This window comes from Pseudomonas sp. NFPP24, from assembly GCF_900112095.1.
GTDB classification, from domain to species: domain Bacteria; phylum Pseudomonadota; class Gammaproteobacteria; order Pseudomonadales; family Pseudomonadaceae; genus Aquipseudomonas; species Aquipseudomonas extremorientalis.
In genome coordinates this window covers 256,273-270,918 of the sequence record NZ_FOKD01000007.1, presented here as the reverse complement: position 1 = coordinate 270,918, position 14,646 = coordinate 256,273, and the positions used below count along the sequence as shown (strand labels likewise).

15 protein-coding genes are annotated in these 14,646 nt (G+C 62.1%); all 15 read right to left on the bottom strand.

Annotated elements, in window-relative coordinates; all coding sequences use genetic code 11:
• The 15 genes from BM026_RS17325 to flhF all read right to left on the bottom strand — a co-directional run bounded on the left by BM026_RS17325 (position 1) and on the right by flhF (position 14,639).
• Positions 1-522 (bottom strand): toxin-activating lysine-acyltransferase, encoded by a 522-nt coding sequence (locus BM026_RS17325; RefSeq protein ID WP_092243060.1) that lies wholly within the window; start codon positions 520-522, stop codon positions 1-3.
• A gap of 11 nt (positions 523-533) precedes the next feature.
• Positions 534-2,279: a ShlB/FhaC/HecB family hemolysin secretion/activation protein gene (locus BM026_RS17320; RefSeq protein ID WP_256575443.1), complete on the bottom strand. Its 1,746-nt coding sequence runs from the start codon at positions 2,277-2,279 to the stop codon at positions 534-536.
• Positions 2,280-2,533: 254 nt separating this feature from the next.
• The gene (locus tag BM026_RS17315) at positions 2,534-2,926 is read right to left on the bottom strand and encodes a DUF2802 domain-containing protein (RefSeq protein WP_071489809.1); all 393 of its coding nucleotides are present in this window, start codon (positions 2,924-2,926) and stop codon (positions 2,534-2,536) included.
• Positions 2,927-3,409 (bottom strand): chemotaxis protein CheW, encoded by a 483-nt coding sequence (locus tag BM026_RS17310; RefSeq protein WP_010564003.1) that lies wholly within the window; start codon positions 3,407-3,409, stop codon positions 2,927-2,929.
• A gap of 53 nt (positions 3,410-3,462) precedes the next feature.
• Positions 3,463-4,239, bottom strand: a complete 777-nt coding sequence (locus BM026_RS17305; RefSeq protein ID WP_092243057.1) for a CheW domain-containing protein — start codon at positions 4,237-4,239, stop codon at positions 3,463-3,465.
• A complete protein-coding gene (locus BM026_RS17300; RefSeq protein ID WP_016976611.1) occupies positions 4,239-5,027 on the bottom strand; it encodes a ParA family protein in 789 nt (262 codons plus the stop codon). Before BM026_RS17300 ends, BM026_RS17305 begins: the two co-directional genes overlap by 1 nt.
• 51 nt (positions 5,028-5,078) lie before the next feature.
• Positions 5,079-5,966 (bottom strand): flagellar motor protein MotD, encoded by an 888-nt coding sequence (gene motD, locus BM026_RS17295; RefSeq protein ID WP_092243055.1) that lies wholly within the window; start codon positions 5,964-5,966, stop codon positions 5,079-5,081.
• A 196-nt stretch (positions 5,967-6,162) separates the two neighbouring features.
• The gene (locus BM026_RS17285) at positions 6,163-6,903 is read right to left on the bottom strand and encodes a flagellar motor protein (protein ID WP_033900785.1); all 741 of its coding nucleotides are present in this window, start codon (positions 6,901-6,903) and stop codon (positions 6,163-6,165) included.
• On the bottom strand, positions 6,903-8,033 hold the full coding sequence (locus BM026_RS17280; protein ID WP_071489813.1) for a protein-glutamate methylesterase/protein-glutamine glutaminase: 1,131 nt from the start codon (positions 8,031-8,033) through the stop codon (positions 6,903-6,905). Before BM026_RS17280 ends, BM026_RS17285 begins: the two co-directional genes overlap by 1 nt.
• A 48-nt stretch (positions 8,034-8,081) precedes the next feature.
• Positions 8,082-10,283 (bottom strand): chemotaxis protein CheA, encoded by a 2,202-nt coding sequence (locus tag BM026_RS17275; RefSeq protein WP_071489814.1) that lies wholly within the window; start codon positions 10,281-10,283, stop codon positions 8,082-8,084.
• An 11-nt stretch (positions 10,284-10,294) separates the two neighbouring features.
• Complete coding sequence (locus BM026_RS17270; RefSeq protein ID WP_058427225.1) at positions 10,295-11,083, bottom strand: protein phosphatase CheZ; 789 nt, start codon at positions 11,081-11,083, stop codon at positions 10,295-10,297.
• 18 nt (positions 11,084-11,101) lie between these two features.
• Complete coding sequence (locus BM026_RS17265) at positions 11,102-11,476, bottom strand: chemotaxis response regulator CheY (protein WP_015885173.1); 375 nt, start codon at positions 11,474-11,476, stop codon at positions 11,102-11,104.
• Between the two features lie 169 nt (positions 11,477-11,645).
• Positions 11,646-12,386, bottom strand: coding sequence for an RNA polymerase sigma factor FliA (gene fliA, locus BM026_RS17260; RefSeq protein WP_016976604.1), 741 nt, complete (start codon positions 12,384-12,386; stop codon positions 11,646-11,648).
• Positions 12,383-13,216, bottom strand: a complete 834-nt coding sequence (fleN, locus tag BM026_RS17255) for a flagellar synthesis regulator FleN (protein WP_003192912.1) — start codon at positions 13,214-13,216, stop codon at positions 12,383-12,385. Before fleN ends, fliA begins: the two co-directional genes overlap by 4 nt.
• Positions 13,217-13,322: 106 nt before the next feature.
• Entirely contained in the window at positions 13,323-14,639 is a 1,317-nt protein-coding gene (gene flhF / locus BM026_RS17250; RefSeq protein ID WP_071489815.1) for a flagellar biosynthesis GTPase FlhF, read from the bottom strand.
• Between the last annotated feature and the right edge of the window lie 7 nt (positions 14,640-14,646).

Sequence of the window (14,646 nt, the reverse complement as noted above, 5' to 3'; positions counted from 1 at the left end):
TCAGAGCGCGTGAAGAGGTAACGGGTGGCTGGCAAACCAGGCTTGCGCCTCCAGGTCGAGCACGGCGATGCCCTGGAAATCGATGACGCGCAAACCGCGTTCTTCGCCCTTGTGGTACAGCGCACGGAAGATCCTTCCAGGCCACAGGCGACGGCGCAGCAAACTGCTGATGCGCCGGGTGTGACCAAACGGCGCGACCCAGTCGTTGATCCACAGGCGGTCGCCACTGTCCCAGTCCGCCGCCGGCAGGCACACCGCAGGTTCGCGCAGATAGCGCGCCTCGGCCTCGGCACTGAGGTTCAACCACGACATGAAAAACACCGGCTGCCCGGCTTCACTGATCAAGATGAACTGGCGCCGCTTGATCGCCGGCAGCAACAAGGTCGACAGGCTGTGCAACGGCGCATCGCGATGGGCCGCCGAGTGCATCCACAGCCACACCGCCGAGCCCAGCACCTGGGCTTCGTCGATGGCGCTGTCGGCGCGCTCGGGAGCAAGCACCTCCAAGGTGTCGTGATGCATGCTGGGCTCCTTCAAAACGACCAGTTGGCGCTGAAGCCACTGGTCACGTCGGCGGTCTGGAAGCCCTTGGGTTTTTCCAGGGGTTTGCCGGTGTAAATGTCATAGGAAAATTGCTTGTAGCCCCCGCGCAGGCCCACCACCGCACCAGCCAGGCGCCGGCCCGAAAGGTACTGGGTGGAATGCCCGCCGACTTCGCCGTAATCCACGCCCAGGTACAGTTCCTGGCCGGTGTTGGCCAGGCTCAGGCCCAGGTCGTTGCTGAACGTCCAGCCGCGTTCGGCCGACAGGATCTGCTCGCCGTCGAAGCCGCGCACGGTGTAGCGCCCGCCAATTGAAAAGCGGTCCTGGGGGATCAACGGTGTACGGTTCCACTGCCCGCGCCAGCCAGCGACGTAACGCAGACGTTGATCCGACAGGGTGAACGGCACCTGCAATTGCGCGTTGGCGGTGATGATCTGCGAACGCGAGGTGCCTTCGCCGTTTTCCTCTTCAGGCGCACGCAGCGCATCACGGGCACCGGTGCCACGGCGATAACCGACACCGAGGTCGAGGGTGTTGGCGCCGATGAATTCACGGTGATTGATCCCGGCCTGCCAACCGGCCATGCGGCGACGTTGCAGTTCGATTTCGGTGTCTTCGATGTAGTTGCTGGACGTACGACTCCAGCCACCGACCGACACAGTGGTCTTGCGCACCGCGTCGCGGTAGATCACCCGTGACAGCTGCACCTCGTTGGTCCGGCTGCGGCCACTGTAGGAATAGGCCTGGTTCACCCCGGCAATCGTCTGGTGGTAGTCATACTCGCTGGACGTCAGGCTCAGTTGCCAGTAGTCGTAGGGCACCGAGTAGTGCACGGTGTGGCCTTTCGAACCACGGTCACCGCTCTGACCGCCGCCCAGGTCGTGGTTGAAACTGATGTAGAACAGGTCATTGAGGGTCGCCAGGTTATCCAGCGACAGAGCGACGTTGCCCTGATACTTGCCGGTCTGCTTGCTGCCGGAGTCATCCACCGACAGGCTTACGCGTACTGGAATCGCCTGCTTCCAGGCAATCACGACATCACTCTCCCCCGGCTGTGCATCCGCGCCCTCGGCTGGCGTGATCTGCACATCGGCTTCGGCGGTGGGCACGCGTTTGAAGTTTTCCAGCGCCTGTTCGATGTCGCGCAGGTTGAGCACATCGCCAGGCGACGCGGGCATGGCGTTCCAATAGTTGGCGCGCGTGGAGGTGCCCGGTGCAAAACGGATGTGCTTGATGCGTCCGGGCACCAGCACCAGCGCCAGCGTGCCCTGGTTCAAGTCCTGGGGCTGGGCGAGGACGCGAGTGGTGATGAAGCCCTTGGCGATGATCGCGTTCTGGATGCGCTTCATCGTCAGGTTGATCCCGGCGGAGCCGACGCATTGCCCCTGCACCGGATCGTCGCTCGGGTTGGCGGCACGCAAGGCCCACTGGAAATCTTCGGACTGGTCGCCGCCAAGGACCACACGGTCGATCTTGAAGCACGGCGTTTCATTGCGCGGCAGACGCAGAGTGCCGGAGCTGTCTTGCGGAGTTTCGAGACGGACGTCGGGGGACGGTTCCAACTGCTCGCGCTGGGCACGTTCACGTTGTTGTTGCAGGAGCAGTTGCTGGGCGGGCGCTTGAGGCTCAGCGGCCAGTGTCGCTGCACTGGCAAGCAAACCGACAAGGGAGCAGGTGGCGACGCAAGACTGCAGCAAAACAGAGGGTTTTGTTCTAGGTGAAGCGTCGAAAGACATTTCGCATCCTTGTGAGTGAAACTTCCTACATGCGCAGGTTGGTCACCACAAAGACATAAAAGTGCCATCAGGGTGTATGGCCCTGTGACACATTTCGCAAAAAAAGGCCGCCTTGGACACCTTCATTTTTTTCTTGAAGGCTCTACTTCAAGGCTTTTAGGGTATCTCAGCGAATTTGCCAACAATTCGTTTTTGTACTGTTTTGTTGTAGAAGGGCTCAGCCCCCTGCAAGTTGATGGCGGTACTAACAGACATCAGCTCTTGTGCAGCTTGCTCATCAACTGCGCCTCAGCCTGGGTCAAGCCGCAAGACTGCGTCAATTCATCCACCGTAGCCCCCATGCCCACCAGCTTCGCCGCCTGGGCAAACGAAAGGCTCGAAGGGTCGCGTTGCTCGATCTGCGCCAGCTTGTCCGGCAACGGCGCAAGAATGGCGCGCAATTCGTGCACCTCATCCCCCACCCTCACCGCACTCTGCTGGTAATGATCGACCCGCTTGACCAACTCCAGGATGCGCCGGTCACGCACCGCATCACGCTCGGCCTGTTGCAACAACAGTTCGCGCTGCTGGCTCACATGGCGCAGCAGAAATGCCAACGTCCCGGCCCACAACAGGGCCAGGACAATCACCGCAGCCTCAAGGAACAATCAGATACTCTCCAGTTCCGACCACTCTTCTTCGCTCATCATCTTGTCCAGCTCAACCAGAATCAGCAGTTCGCCGTTCTTGTTGCACACGCCCTGGATGAACTTGGCGGACTCTTCGTTACCCACGTTCGGCGCGGTTTCCACTTCCGATTGGCGCAGGTAGACCACTTCGGCCACGCTGTCGACCATGATCCCGACCACTTGCTTGTCGGCCTCGATGATGACGATACGCGTGTTGTCGTTGACCTCGGTCGGTACCAGGCCGAAACGCTGGCGGGTGTCGATCACCGTCACCACGTTGCCGCGCAGGTTGATGATGCCCAGCACGTAGCTCGGCGCACCCGGTACCGGGGCGATTTCGGTGTAGCGCAGCACTTCCTGCACGCGCATCACGTTAATGCCGTAGGACTCGTTGTCCAGTTTGAAGGTTACCCATTGCAGGATCGGATCATCCAAACCTTGTGCGGACGCTGACTTGTTCATACCCCTGACCCCTTCAAGATTGGCCACGCACCAGCGTGGACCTTATTGTTCAATCAACTGCGTTTAGTAACCGGCATCGTTTTGACGGCACCACTGGCGATCAACTCGGCCAGTTCGGCGACGTCGAGCAACGCGCACATGTGTTCGATCACGGTGCCCGCCAGCCAAGGCCGTTGGCCCCGGTGGCTGCGCCATTTGATTTCGTTCGGGTCCAGGCGCAACGAGCGGCTGACTTGATGCACCGCCAGCCCCCACTCGTAGCCCTGCACCGAGATCACGTATTGCAAGCCCTGGCGGAAGTCGTCGCGGTAGCGGTCGGGCATGACCCAGCGCGCGGTATCCAGCACCTTCAGGTTGCCGGCCTGGCTCGGCAGGATGCCGAGGAACCACTCCGGCTGCCCGAACAGCGGCGTCAGTTCCTGACCTTCCAGGGAATAGATCGAGCCCAGGCACACCAGCGGCACCGCCAGCGTCAAACCGGCGACGTCGAACAACAGGCATTCGAACGGCTCGGCGGCCCAGCTCGGGCGATCATCACCGGTGACCGGCGGCGGTGTGATGCTCGGCGGCAGGTGCACTTCCACCACCGGCTCGACCACTGCCGGGATCGCCACCGCCGGCATAATCGGCACCACGACCTGCGCATCCCGTGCTTGTTCTTCCAACACCGCCAACTGGAATTCATCCAGCGCGGCTTCTGGCTCGACAGCAGGCTCCAGTACCAGGATCGGTTCCGGCAGGGCTTCCTCGGTCGCGTCCTGCAGCAGGGCATCCAGGTAGGATTCCAGTGCCAGTTGCGGCCGGGTCTTGAGTTCGACGGGACGGTTCATCACGCCACCTGCGCCACAAGCTGCTGGGACAGCAGGTGTTTGAGCAACGCGCGGTAGGCCAGTACGCCACGGCTTTTCGGGTCGAACTGCGACGGCGCCAGGCCGGCGCGGCTGGCGTCACGCAGGCGCGTGTCCACCGGGATATAGCCGTTCCAGATGGTGTCAGGGTAGGCATCGCGCAATACGCGCAGGGTGCCGAGGGACGCCTGGGTGCGGCGGTCGAACAGGGTAGGCACGATACTGAACGGCAGCGCCTGTTTGCGCGAACGGTTGATCATCGCCAGGGTGCTGACCATGCGCTCCAGGCCTTTGACGGCCAAATGCTCGGTCTGCACCGGGATCACTAGTTGCTGGCTGGCCGCCAGGGCGTTGACCATCAGCACGCCGAGCAACGGCGGGCTGTCGATGATCGCGTAGTCGAAGTCCTGCCACAGTTGCGCCAGGGTCTTGGCGATCACCAGGCCCAGGCCGCTCTGCCCCGGCGACTGGCGCTCCAGGGTGGCCAGCGCGGTGCTGGACGGCAGCAGCGAAATGCTCTCGTTACTGGTGGGCAACAGCAGTTGCCCGGGCAGATCGGCCGGCACACTGCCCTTGTGCAGGAACAGGTCGTAGTTGCTGTGTTCCAGCGCATCCGGGTCGTAGCCGAAATAGCTGGTCATGGAGCCGTGAGGGTCCAGGTCCACCACGACCACACGCTTGCCCGCCTCGGCCAGCAAGCCGGCTAAGGCGATGGAGGTGGTGGTCTTGCCGACTCCACCTTTTTGATTGGCAACTGCCCAGACTCTCATTCGGTTGGTTCCTCCCGGCAGGCACAGGCGCGACCGAGACATTGCATGGGGTTATTGAGCCGGCGACGGAGAATTGACGGCACTCTGTCGAACCGGCGGTTTTACCGGGGCCGGTGCAGTTTGTGTGCCAGCCCGCTTCAAGGCCGCATCCGGTGTTGCATTGGCGGTGCCGGTGCCGGTCAGGCTGCGGCGCACATCCAGGTTGCGCGACACCACCAGCACCACCCGACGGTTACGCGCGCGGCCTTGCGCCGTGGCGTTGTTGGCCACCGGCTGGAACTCACCGTAGCCCACCGACGCCAGGCGTCCAGGGTTGACGCCCTGCATCGCCAGCATCCTGACGATGCTCGCCGCTCGTGCCGACGACAGCTCCCAGTTGGTCGGGTACTGCGCGGTGCTGATCGGAACGTTGTCAGTGAAGCCTTCGACGTGGATCGGGTTCTCGAACGGTTTGAGGATCGCCGCCACTTTGTCGATGATGGTGAATGCCTGGTCGCTGGGCATCGCATCGGCGCTGGCGAACAGCAGGCTGGAGTTCAACTCGATCTCCACCCACAACTCGTTGCCGCGCACGGTCATCTGGTTGGAGCTGATCAAGTCGCCAAACGCGGCACTGATGTCGTCGGCGATGCTTTTCAGCGGGTCGCTGGTGCCGCCCACGCCGGCGGCGGTTTCATCGCTGTCGTTGACCAGCGGCTTGGCCGGGGTCACGGTCTTGGGCCGTTCTTCACCAATAGGGATCGGCTTGAGCGCACGGTCGGCATCGTTGAACACGCCGATCAGCGCCTGGGAAATGACTTTGTACTTGCCTTCGTTGATCGACGAGATGGAGTACATCACCACGAAAAACGCGAACAGCAGGGTGATGAAGTCCGCATAGGACACCAGCCACCGCTCGTGGTTGACGTGTTCTTCAGGCTCGCGACGGCGACGGCTCACAGGCAATTACCTCCCTGCACACAGTACTCACTGCCAACCGGTTCATTGTGGCGAGCGAGCTTGCTCGCGTTGGGCTGCGGAGCAGCCCCAAAACCAGGCACCGCAATCTTTCTGAAAAAACACGGTGCCTGGATCAGGGCCGCTTCGCGCCCCAACGCGAGCAAGCTCGCTCGCCACAAGTAGATACTCATGGTCATCAATCCATGAAGCCCTGGAGCTTCAATTCGATGGAACGCGGGTTCTCGCCCTCGGCGATCGACAGGATGCCTTCGAGCAGCATCTCGCGATAACGCGACTGGCGCATGGCAATCGACTTGAGTTTGCTGGCCACCGGCAACAGCACCAGGTTGGCACTGGCCACGCCGTAGATGGTGGCGACAAACGCCACGGCAATGCCGCTGCCCAGTTGCGAGGGGTCGGCCAGGTTGCCCATCACGTGGATCAGGCCCATCACCGCACCGATGATGCCGATGGTCGGCGCGTAGCCGCCCATGCTTTCGTAGACTTTGGCGGCGTTGATATCGCGGCTTTCCTGGGTGTAGAAATCCACTTCCAGAATGCTGCGGATCGCTTCCGGCTCGGCACCGTCCACCAGCAGTTGCAGGCCTTTGCGCGCGTAGCTGTCGGGCTCGGCATCGGCCACGCCTTCCAGGCCCAGCAGACCTTCCTTGCGCGCGGTGAGGCTCCAGTTGACCACGCGGTCGATGCCACCGGGCAGGTCCACGCGTGGCGGGAAAATGATCCATATCAGAATCTGCATGGCGCGCTTGAACGAGCTCATGGGCGATTGCAACAACGCCGCGCCCACGGTGCCGCCGATCACGATCAGCGCCGCCGGCCCGTTGGCCAGGGCGCCGAGGTGCCCGCCCTCGAGGTAGTTGCCGCCGATGATCGCGACAAACGCCATGATGATGCCGATCAGGCTCAGTACATCCATCAGAGGCAGGCCTCCACCAGATGCTTGCCGATGTCGTCCAGGCTGTAGACGGCGTCGGCCAGGTCCGCCTTGACGATGGCCATGGGCATGCCATAGATCACGCAGCTGGCTTCGTCCTGGGCCCAGATGGCACTGCCGCCCTGCTTGAGCAGGCGCGCACCTTCACGGCCGTCGGCGCCCATGCCGGTGAGCACCACCGCCAGAACTTTGTCACCGTAGGACTTGGCTGCCGAACCGAAGGTGATGTCCACGCACGGCTTGTAATTCAGGCGTTCGTCGCCCGGCAGGATTTTGATCGCGCCACGGCCGTCGACCATCATCTGCTTGCCACCGGGGGCCAGCAGCGCCAGGCCAGGGCGCAGGATGTCGCCATCCTCGGCTTCCTTGACGCTGATGCGGCACAGCTTGTCCAGGCGCTCGGCGAAAGCCTTGGTGAACGCCGCCGGCATATGCTGGATCAATACGATCGGCGCCGGGAAGTTGGCCGGCAATTGGGTCAATACGCGTTGCAGCGCAACCGGGCCGCCGGTGGAGGTGCCGATGGCGACCAGCTTGTAGGCCTTGCGCTTGGGTGCGGGCGAATGCGAAGACGCAGGCGCCGCCGTGCGAGCGGGTGCCACCGCAGGCCGTGCCACCGGCGCAGGCGCAGGGCGCGCAAACGACGATGTCGGTGCCGCTGGAGCCGGTGCTGGCGCAGCGGTTGGCGCAGGCGCGCTGAACAGGCTGCGACGATTACTGCGCGAAATGCTGTGCACTTTCTCGCAGAGCATCTGCTTGACCTTCTCGGGGTTGCGCGAGATGTCTTCGAAATTCTTCGGCAGGAAGTCCACCGCGCCGGCGTCCAGCGCATCCAGGGTGACCCGGGCGCCTTCGTGCGTCAGCGAGGAAAACATCAGGACCGGGGTCGGGCAGCGTTGCATGATGTGCCGGACTGCCGTGATGCCATCCATCATCGGCATCTCGTAGTCCATGGTGATCACGTCCGGTTTCAACGCAATGGCTTGATCAATCGCCTCTTTGCCGTTGGTGGCCGTGCCGACCACCTGGATCGTTGGATCGGCGGAAAGAATTTCCGAGACGCGGCGGCGGAAGAAACCCGAATCGTCCACCACCAGGACCTTGACTGCCATAAACACTCCGTTAGGCGGGGCGGGCACTACCGCCCTGCCCCACCAGAATCAAATACGCCGAGCGGCGTAACGCTTGAGCATGCTCGGAACATCGAGAATCAGCGCGATCCGACCGTCACCGGTGATAGTCGCACCCGACATGCCCGGGGTTCCCTGCAGCATTTTGCCCAAAGGCTTGATGACCACTTCTTCCTGGCCAACCAGTTGATCGACGACAAAGCCGATGCGCTGGGTGCCCACGGAGAGAATCACCACATGGCCTTCGCGCTGCTCTTCATGCTTGGCCGATGCCACCAGCCAGCGCTTGAGGTAGAACAGGGGCAATGCCTTGTCGCGCACGATCACCACTTCCTGGCCGTCCACCACGTTGGTGCGCGACAGGTCGAGGTGGAAGATTTCGTTGACGTTGACCAGCGGGAAGGCGAACGCCTGGTTGCCCAGCATCACCATCAGGGTCGGCATGATCGCCAGGGTCAACGGCACCTTGATGACGATCTTGGAGCCCTGGCCCTTGGTCGAGTAGATGTTGATCGAGCCGTTGAGCTGGCTGATCTTGGTCTTCACCACGTCCATGCCGACGCCACGGCCGGACACGTCGGAAATCTCGGTCTTGGTCGAGAAGCCCGGGGCGAAGATCAGGTTGTAGCACTCGGTGTCGGTCAGGCGGTCGGCGGCGTCCTTGTCCATCACGCCGCGCTTGACCGCGATGTTGCGCAATATGGTCGGGTCCATGCCTTTGCCGTCGTCAGTGATCGACAGCAGGATGTGGTCGCCCTCTTGCTCGGCAGCCAGGATCACCTTGCCGTTGCGCGACTTGCCCGAGGCTTCGCGCTCTTCCGGGGTTTCCACGCCGTGGTCCACGGCGTTGCGCACCAAGTGGACCAGCGGGTCGGCCAGGGCCTCGACCAGGTTCTTGTCGAGGTCGGTTTCTTCGCCCACCAGTTCCAGGTTGATTTCTTTCTTCAACTGGCGCGCGAGGTCGCGAACCAGGCGCGGGAAGCGGCCGAAGACTTTCTTGATCGGCTGCATCCGCGTTTTCATCACGGCGGTCTGCAGGTCGGCGGTCACCACGTCGAGGTTCGACACGGCCTTTTGCATGGCTTCATCGCCGCTGCTCAGGCCCAGGCGCACCAGGCGGTTACGCACCAGTACCAGTTCGCCGACCATGTTCATGATGTCGTCCAGGCGCGCGGTATCCACCCGCACGGTGGTCTCGGCTTCACTGGCAGGCTTCTCGGCTGCCGGTGCCGGGGCGGCGCGCGCCGGAGCAGGTGCAGCGGCCGGAGCCGGTGCTGGCTTGGCGGCTGGAGCAGGCGCAGCGGCCTTGGCGGCGGCCGGTGCAGCTGTCGCAACCGCAGCGGCCGGGGCCACTTCACTGAACTTGCCCTTGCCGTGCAATTCGTCCAGCAGGGATTCGAACTCGTGATCGGAGATCAGCCCATCGCCCGCAGGAGCGGCACTGGCAGCAGCCGGTGCCGCAGCCGTGGCGGCGACTTCCGGCAAGGCGTCGGCCGCGAAGGTGCCCTTGCCATGCAGTTGGTCGAGCAATGCCTCGAATTCATCGTCGGTAATATCGGTGCTGGCGCTGGCCGCCGGTGCATCCGCAGCCGCAGCGGCGGGTGCCACGGCGTCGGCCGCGAACTGACCTTTGCCATGCAACTGGTCGAGCAGCGATTCGAACTCAGCGTCAGTGATGTCTTCGCTGGTCGGTGCGGCGACCGGCGCGGCCGGTGCTTGCGCCTCGGCCTTGACGGCACTGAGGGAGTTGAGCAGCTGTTCGAATTCGCTGTCGGTCACATCCGGTTCGGCCTCAACCACAGGCTCCGGCGCGGCTTCAACCACCGGTGCGGCCGACGTGTCGGCAGGCTCCGCATAGCGCGCCAGGGCGGCCAGCAGTTCCGGGGTCGCCGCCGTGATCGGGGCACGCTCACGCACCTCGCTGAACATGCCGTTGACCGCATCCAGTGCTTCGAGAATCACGTCCATCAACTCCGAATCAACGTGACGCTCACCCTTGCGCAGGATGTCGAACACGTTCTCGGCGATGTGGCAGCACTCCACCAGCTCATGGAGCTGGAGGAAGCCGGCGCCCCCTTTTACAGTGTGAAAACCGCGAAAAATTGCATTGAGCAGGTTCGCATCATCCGGTCGGCTTTCCAGCTCGACCAGTTGCTCGGACAACTGCTCTAAAATTTCGCCGGCCTCTACAAGGAAATCCTGAAGGATTTCTTCATCGGCGCCGAAGCTCATGTGGGTGCTCCTTAGAAGCCTAAACTGGATAACAGGTCATCGACATCATCTTGACCCGATACAACGTCTTCACGTTTATCGGCATGAATCTGCGGACCTTCACCCTTGGCGAGATGTTTTTGTGGATCTTTTTCCGAGAGGATCGCTTCGCGGTCATGTTCGATGCCGGCAAAACGGTCAACCTGGCCTGCCATAAGCACCAATTTGAGCAAGTTGCTTTCCACTTCGGTGACCAACTGGGTCACACGCTTGATCACCTGACCGGTGAGGTCCTGGTAATCCTGGGCCAGCAGAATGTCGTTGAGGTTGCTGGAAACCGTACGGTTTTCCTGCTCGCTGCGTGACAGGAAACCGTCGACCCGACGCGCCAACTCGCGAAACTCCTCGGCCCCCACTTCCCGGCGCATGAAGCGGCCCCAGTCGTGGCTCAGGGCCTGGGCTTCAGTGGCCATGCCGTTGACCAGGGGCGTGGCGTTTTCCACCAGGTCCATGGTGCGGTTGGCCGCCGCCTCAGTCAGCCTGACCACATAGGACAGGCGTTCGGTGGCATCGGTGATTTGCGAGATTTCTTCGGCCTGGGGCATGTGCGGGTCAATCTGGAAATTGACGATCGCACTGTGCAGCTCGCGTGTGAGCTTGCCCACTTCCTGGTACAGGCCGCGGTCACGGGTCTGGTTGAGCTCATGGATTAACTGCACCGCGTCGCCGAACTGGCCTCTTTCAAGGCTGTCGACCAACTGGTGAGCATGCTTTTTCAGGGTCGACTCGAAGTCTCCCTGTGACGTTTCTTTATGCTCCATAGCTCCCCCGCGATGGCATTAGCCGTGGATGCGTTCGAAGATTTTTTCGATCTTCTCTTTCAAGGCCAATGCCGTGAATGGCTTGACCACGTAACCGTTGACCCCGGCCTGGGCGGCTTCGATGATCTGCTCACGCTTGGCTTCGGCGGTGACCATCAGCACAGGCAGGCTGCGCAGCTTTTCGTCAGCGCGCACGTGGCGCAGCAAGTCGATACCGGTCATGCCCGGCATGTTCCAGTCTGTTACCAGAAAGTCGATGCTCCCGCTGTTGAGGATCGGAATGGCCGTAATGCCGTCATCCGCCTCGACCGTGTTTGTGAACCCAAGGTCACGCAACAGGTTTTTTATGATCCGCCGCATCGTTGAGAAGTCATCAACGATGAGGATTTTCATGTTCTTGTCCAATTCGACCTCCAAGCAGTCTTAAACGCGCCCAGCACCTGGACGCGCCATTTCAATCAACAGGCATTACACAAAAAGGACTGCCGGGGGCACCACGGGTCGAACCCGCGAAGGCCGGTTGCCCTCGCGGTATCGTCTGCAGTGTCCCCACACTGCCTGTTCAGCGCGCTCGCCACTCTCCCAAACGCCCCCGCAAGCGGGCTGCGCACTGGCTGTGCAACTGGCTGACCCGCGATTCGCTGACACCCAGGACCTCACCGATTTCCTTGAGGTTCAGCTCTTCGTCGTAGTACAGCGCCAACACCAGCCGCTCACGCTCCGGCAAATTGGCAATCGCGTCCGCCAACGCTCCCTGGAAACGCTCATCTTCCAGGTCACGCGATGGCTCCATATGAGCACTCGCGCCGTCCTCGTGCAGCCCTTCATGTTCGCCGTCCTGCAACAGGTCGTCGAAACTGAACAGGCGGCTGCCCAAGGTATCGTTCAAAATCCCGTAGTAATCGTCGAGACTCAATTGGAGTTCGGCCGCAACTTCGTGATCTTTAGCGTCGCGACCGGTTTTTGCTTCAATTGCGCGAATTGCGTCACTGACCATGCGTGTGTTGCGGTGTACCGAACGCGGCGCCCAGTCACCTTTGCGCACTTCATCGAGCATCGCGCCACGGATGCGGATGCCCGCATACGTCTCGAAACTCGCCCCCTTGCTCGCGTCGTATTTGGTCGACACTTCGAGCAGGCCGATCATGCCCGCCTGGATCAGGTCTTCGACCTGCACGCTGGCGGGCAGGCGTGCCAGCAGGTGATAGGCAATGCGCTTGACCAGGGGCGCGTAGCGCTCGATCAACTCGCCCTGGCTGTCACGGGCAGACTTCTTGTAAGCGTTGTAGCCGGTCGCTGTCATAGCACGGGTCCTGCGCTCGTCTGATGCACCAATCGCTCGACGAAAAACTCCAGATGCCCCCGGGGGTTGGCGGGCAACGGCCAGGTATCGACCTTCTGGGCAATAGCCTTGAACGCCAGTGCACACTTGGAACGAGGGAATGCTTCGTAGACTGCACGCTGCTTTTGCACAGCCTTGCGCACACACTCGTCGTAGGGAACTGCGCCGACGTATTGTAAGGCGACATCGAGGAAACGATCCGTGACCTTGGTCAACTTGGCGAACAGGTTGCGCCCTTCCTGCGGACTCTGGGCCATGTTGGCCAGGACGCGGAAGCGGTTCATGCCGTAATCACGGTTAAGCAGTTTGATCAGGGCGTAGGCGTCGGTGATCGAGGTGGGTTCATCGCAGACCACCAGCAACACTTCCTGCGCGGCGCGCACGAAGCTGACCACGGATTCGCCGATCCCGGCGGCGGTGTCGATTACCAGCACGTCGAGGTTGTCGCCGATGTCACTGAAGGCCTGGATCAGGCCGGCATGCTGCGCCGGGCTCAGGTGCACCATGCTCTGGGTGCCGGAGGCGGCCGGGACGATGCGGATGCCACCGGGCCCTTGCAGCAGCACATCGCGCAGCTCACAACGGCCCTCGATCACATCGGCAAGGGTGTGCTTGGGCGTCAGCCCCAGCAGAACGTCGACGTTCGCCAACCCCAGGTCAGCATCCAGCAGCATGACGCGACGGCCAAGCTCTGCCAGGGCCAGGGACAAATTCACTGACACGTTAGTTTTTCCGACGCCACCTTTGCCGCCGGTCACCGCGATCACCTGTACGGGATGCATGCTGCCCATTTTATTTCTTTACCTTGTCTTGCTTAGACGCAGGCTACATGGCTTGGCCGCGTGAATCGCTTGCAGACCATCGATGTAGATACTTTTCACGGTGTTCATACCGTCCTCAACCTACCCGCTTCGCCGGGTTGTGGTAGAGGTCGGCGAACATATCGGCCATCGCTTCCTCGCTAGGCTCGTCTTGCATTTGCACGCTGACTGCACGGCTGACCAACTGATGACGGCGCGGCAGATGCAGATCATCCGGGATCCGCGGCCCGTCGGTCAGGTAGGCGACCGGCAATTCATGACTGATGGCCAGGCTCAGCACCTCGCCCAGGCTCGCGGTTTCGTCGAGCTTGGTGAGGATGCAACCGGCCAGGCCGCAGCGCTTGTAACTATGATACGCAGCGGTAAGAACCTGTTTCTGGCTGGTGGTTGCAAGCACCAGGTAATTTTTCGACTTGATGCCACGCCCGGCCAGGCTTTCCAACTGCATGCGCAAGGCCGGGTCGCTGGCTTGCAGGCCGGCGGTATCGATCAGCACCACGCGCTTGCGCAGCAGCGGGTCGAGGGCGTTGGCCAGGGACTGGCCCGGGTCGACATGGGTCACCGGCACATTGAGAATGCGGCCCAGGGTCTTGAGCTGCTCCTGGGCACCAATACGGTAGCTGTCCATGCTCACCAGCGCGATATTCTGAGCGCCGTACTTGAGCACGTAACGGGCGGCCAGCTTGGCCAGGGTGGTGGTCTTGCCCATGCCGGCAGGGCCGACCATGGCGATCACACCGCCCTCTTCCAGGGGTTCGATTTCCGGGGTGGCGATCATCCGCGCCAGATGGGCCAGCAACATGCGCCAGGCCTGGCGAGGCTCTTCGATCTCGGTGGTCAGGGCCAGCAGGTCGCGGGACAACGGGCCGGACAGGCCGATGCGTTGCAGGCGGCGCCACAGGTTGGCCTGTTGCGGTTTGCTGCCTTGCAACTGGTTCCAGGCCAGCGAGCCCAACTGCACTTCGAGCAGTTCACGCAAACCGTTGAGTTCAAAGCGCATCGAATCGAACACGCGCTGGTCAACCGCCGCTGCCGGGGCTGGCGCAGCGGGACGCGGCGGCTCTTTGAAGGTCGGCTCAACCAATGGCTCGGCGGCGGTCAGCGGCAGGCCGGCGAACAACTGACGATTGGTGGTGGCATCGCTGTCGCCACGCATGCTCAGTTCAGCCTGGGCCGAGACGATGCGCGAAGCGGTCTTGCGCAGCTCGTCTTCGAGCTCCATGTTCGGCACGCGCGGCGCCAGGGCCGAAGGGGTGTAATCCAGGGCAGCCGTCAGCTCGACACCGCCGGCAATACGACGGTTGCCGATAATCGCGGCGTCGGCGCCCAGCTCATCACGAACCAGTTTCATGGCCTGACGCATATCGGCGGCGAAAAAACGCTTCACTTGCATAACCCAC

Bases quoted from the DNA above. Each gene is read 5' to 3' on its own strand.
- fleN (WP_003192912.1), bottom strand. From the start codon at position 13,216: ATGGGCAGCATGCATCCCGTACAGGTGATCGCGGTGACCGGCGGCAAA.
- BM026_RS17280 (WP_071489813.1), bottom strand. From the start codon at position 8,033: ATGGCAGTCAAGGTCCTGGTGGTGGACGATTCGGGTTTCTTCCGCCGC.
- BM026_RS17275 (WP_071489814.1), bottom strand. From the start codon at position 10,283: ATGAGCTTCGGCGCCGATGAAGAAATCCTTCAGGATTTCCTTGTAGAG.
- BM026_RS17325 (WP_092243060.1), bottom strand. From the start codon at position 522: ATGCATCACGACACCTTGGAGGTGCTTGCTCCCGAGCGCGCCGACAGC.
- BM026_RS17265 (WP_015885173.1), bottom strand. From the start codon at position 11,476: ATGAAAATCCTCATCGTTGATGACTTCTCAACGATGCGGCGGATCATA.
- BM026_RS17285 (WP_033900785.1), bottom strand. From the start codon at position 6,903: ATGGATGTACTGAGCCTGATCGGCATCATCATGGCGTTTGTCGCGATC.
- fliA (WP_016976604.1), bottom strand. From the start codon at position 12,386: ATGACAGCGACCGGCTACAACGCTTACAAGAAGTCTGCCCGTGACAGC.
- BM026_RS17270 (WP_058427225.1), bottom strand. From the start codon at position 11,083: ATGGAGCATAAAGAAACGTCACAGGGAGACTTCGAGTCGACCCTGAAA.
- BM026_RS17305 (WP_092243057.1), bottom strand. From the start codon at position 4,239: ATGAACCGTCCCGTCGAACTCAAGACCCGGCCGCAACTGGCACTGGAA.
- BM026_RS17320 (WP_256575443.1), bottom strand. From the start codon at position 2,279: ATGTCTTTCGACGCTTCACCTAGAACAAAACCCTCTGTTTTGCTGCAG.
- flhF (WP_071489815.1), bottom strand. From the start codon at position 14,639: ATGCAAGTGAAGCGTTTTTTCGCCGCCGATATGCGTCAGGCCATGAAA.
- BM026_RS17300 (WP_016976611.1), bottom strand. From the start codon at position 5,027: ATGAGAGTCTGGGCAGTTGCCAATCAAAAAGGTGGAGTCGGCAAGACC.
- BM026_RS17310 (WP_010564003.1), bottom strand. From the start codon at position 3,409: ATGAACAAGTCAGCGTCCGCACAAGGTTTGGATGATCCGATCCTGCAA.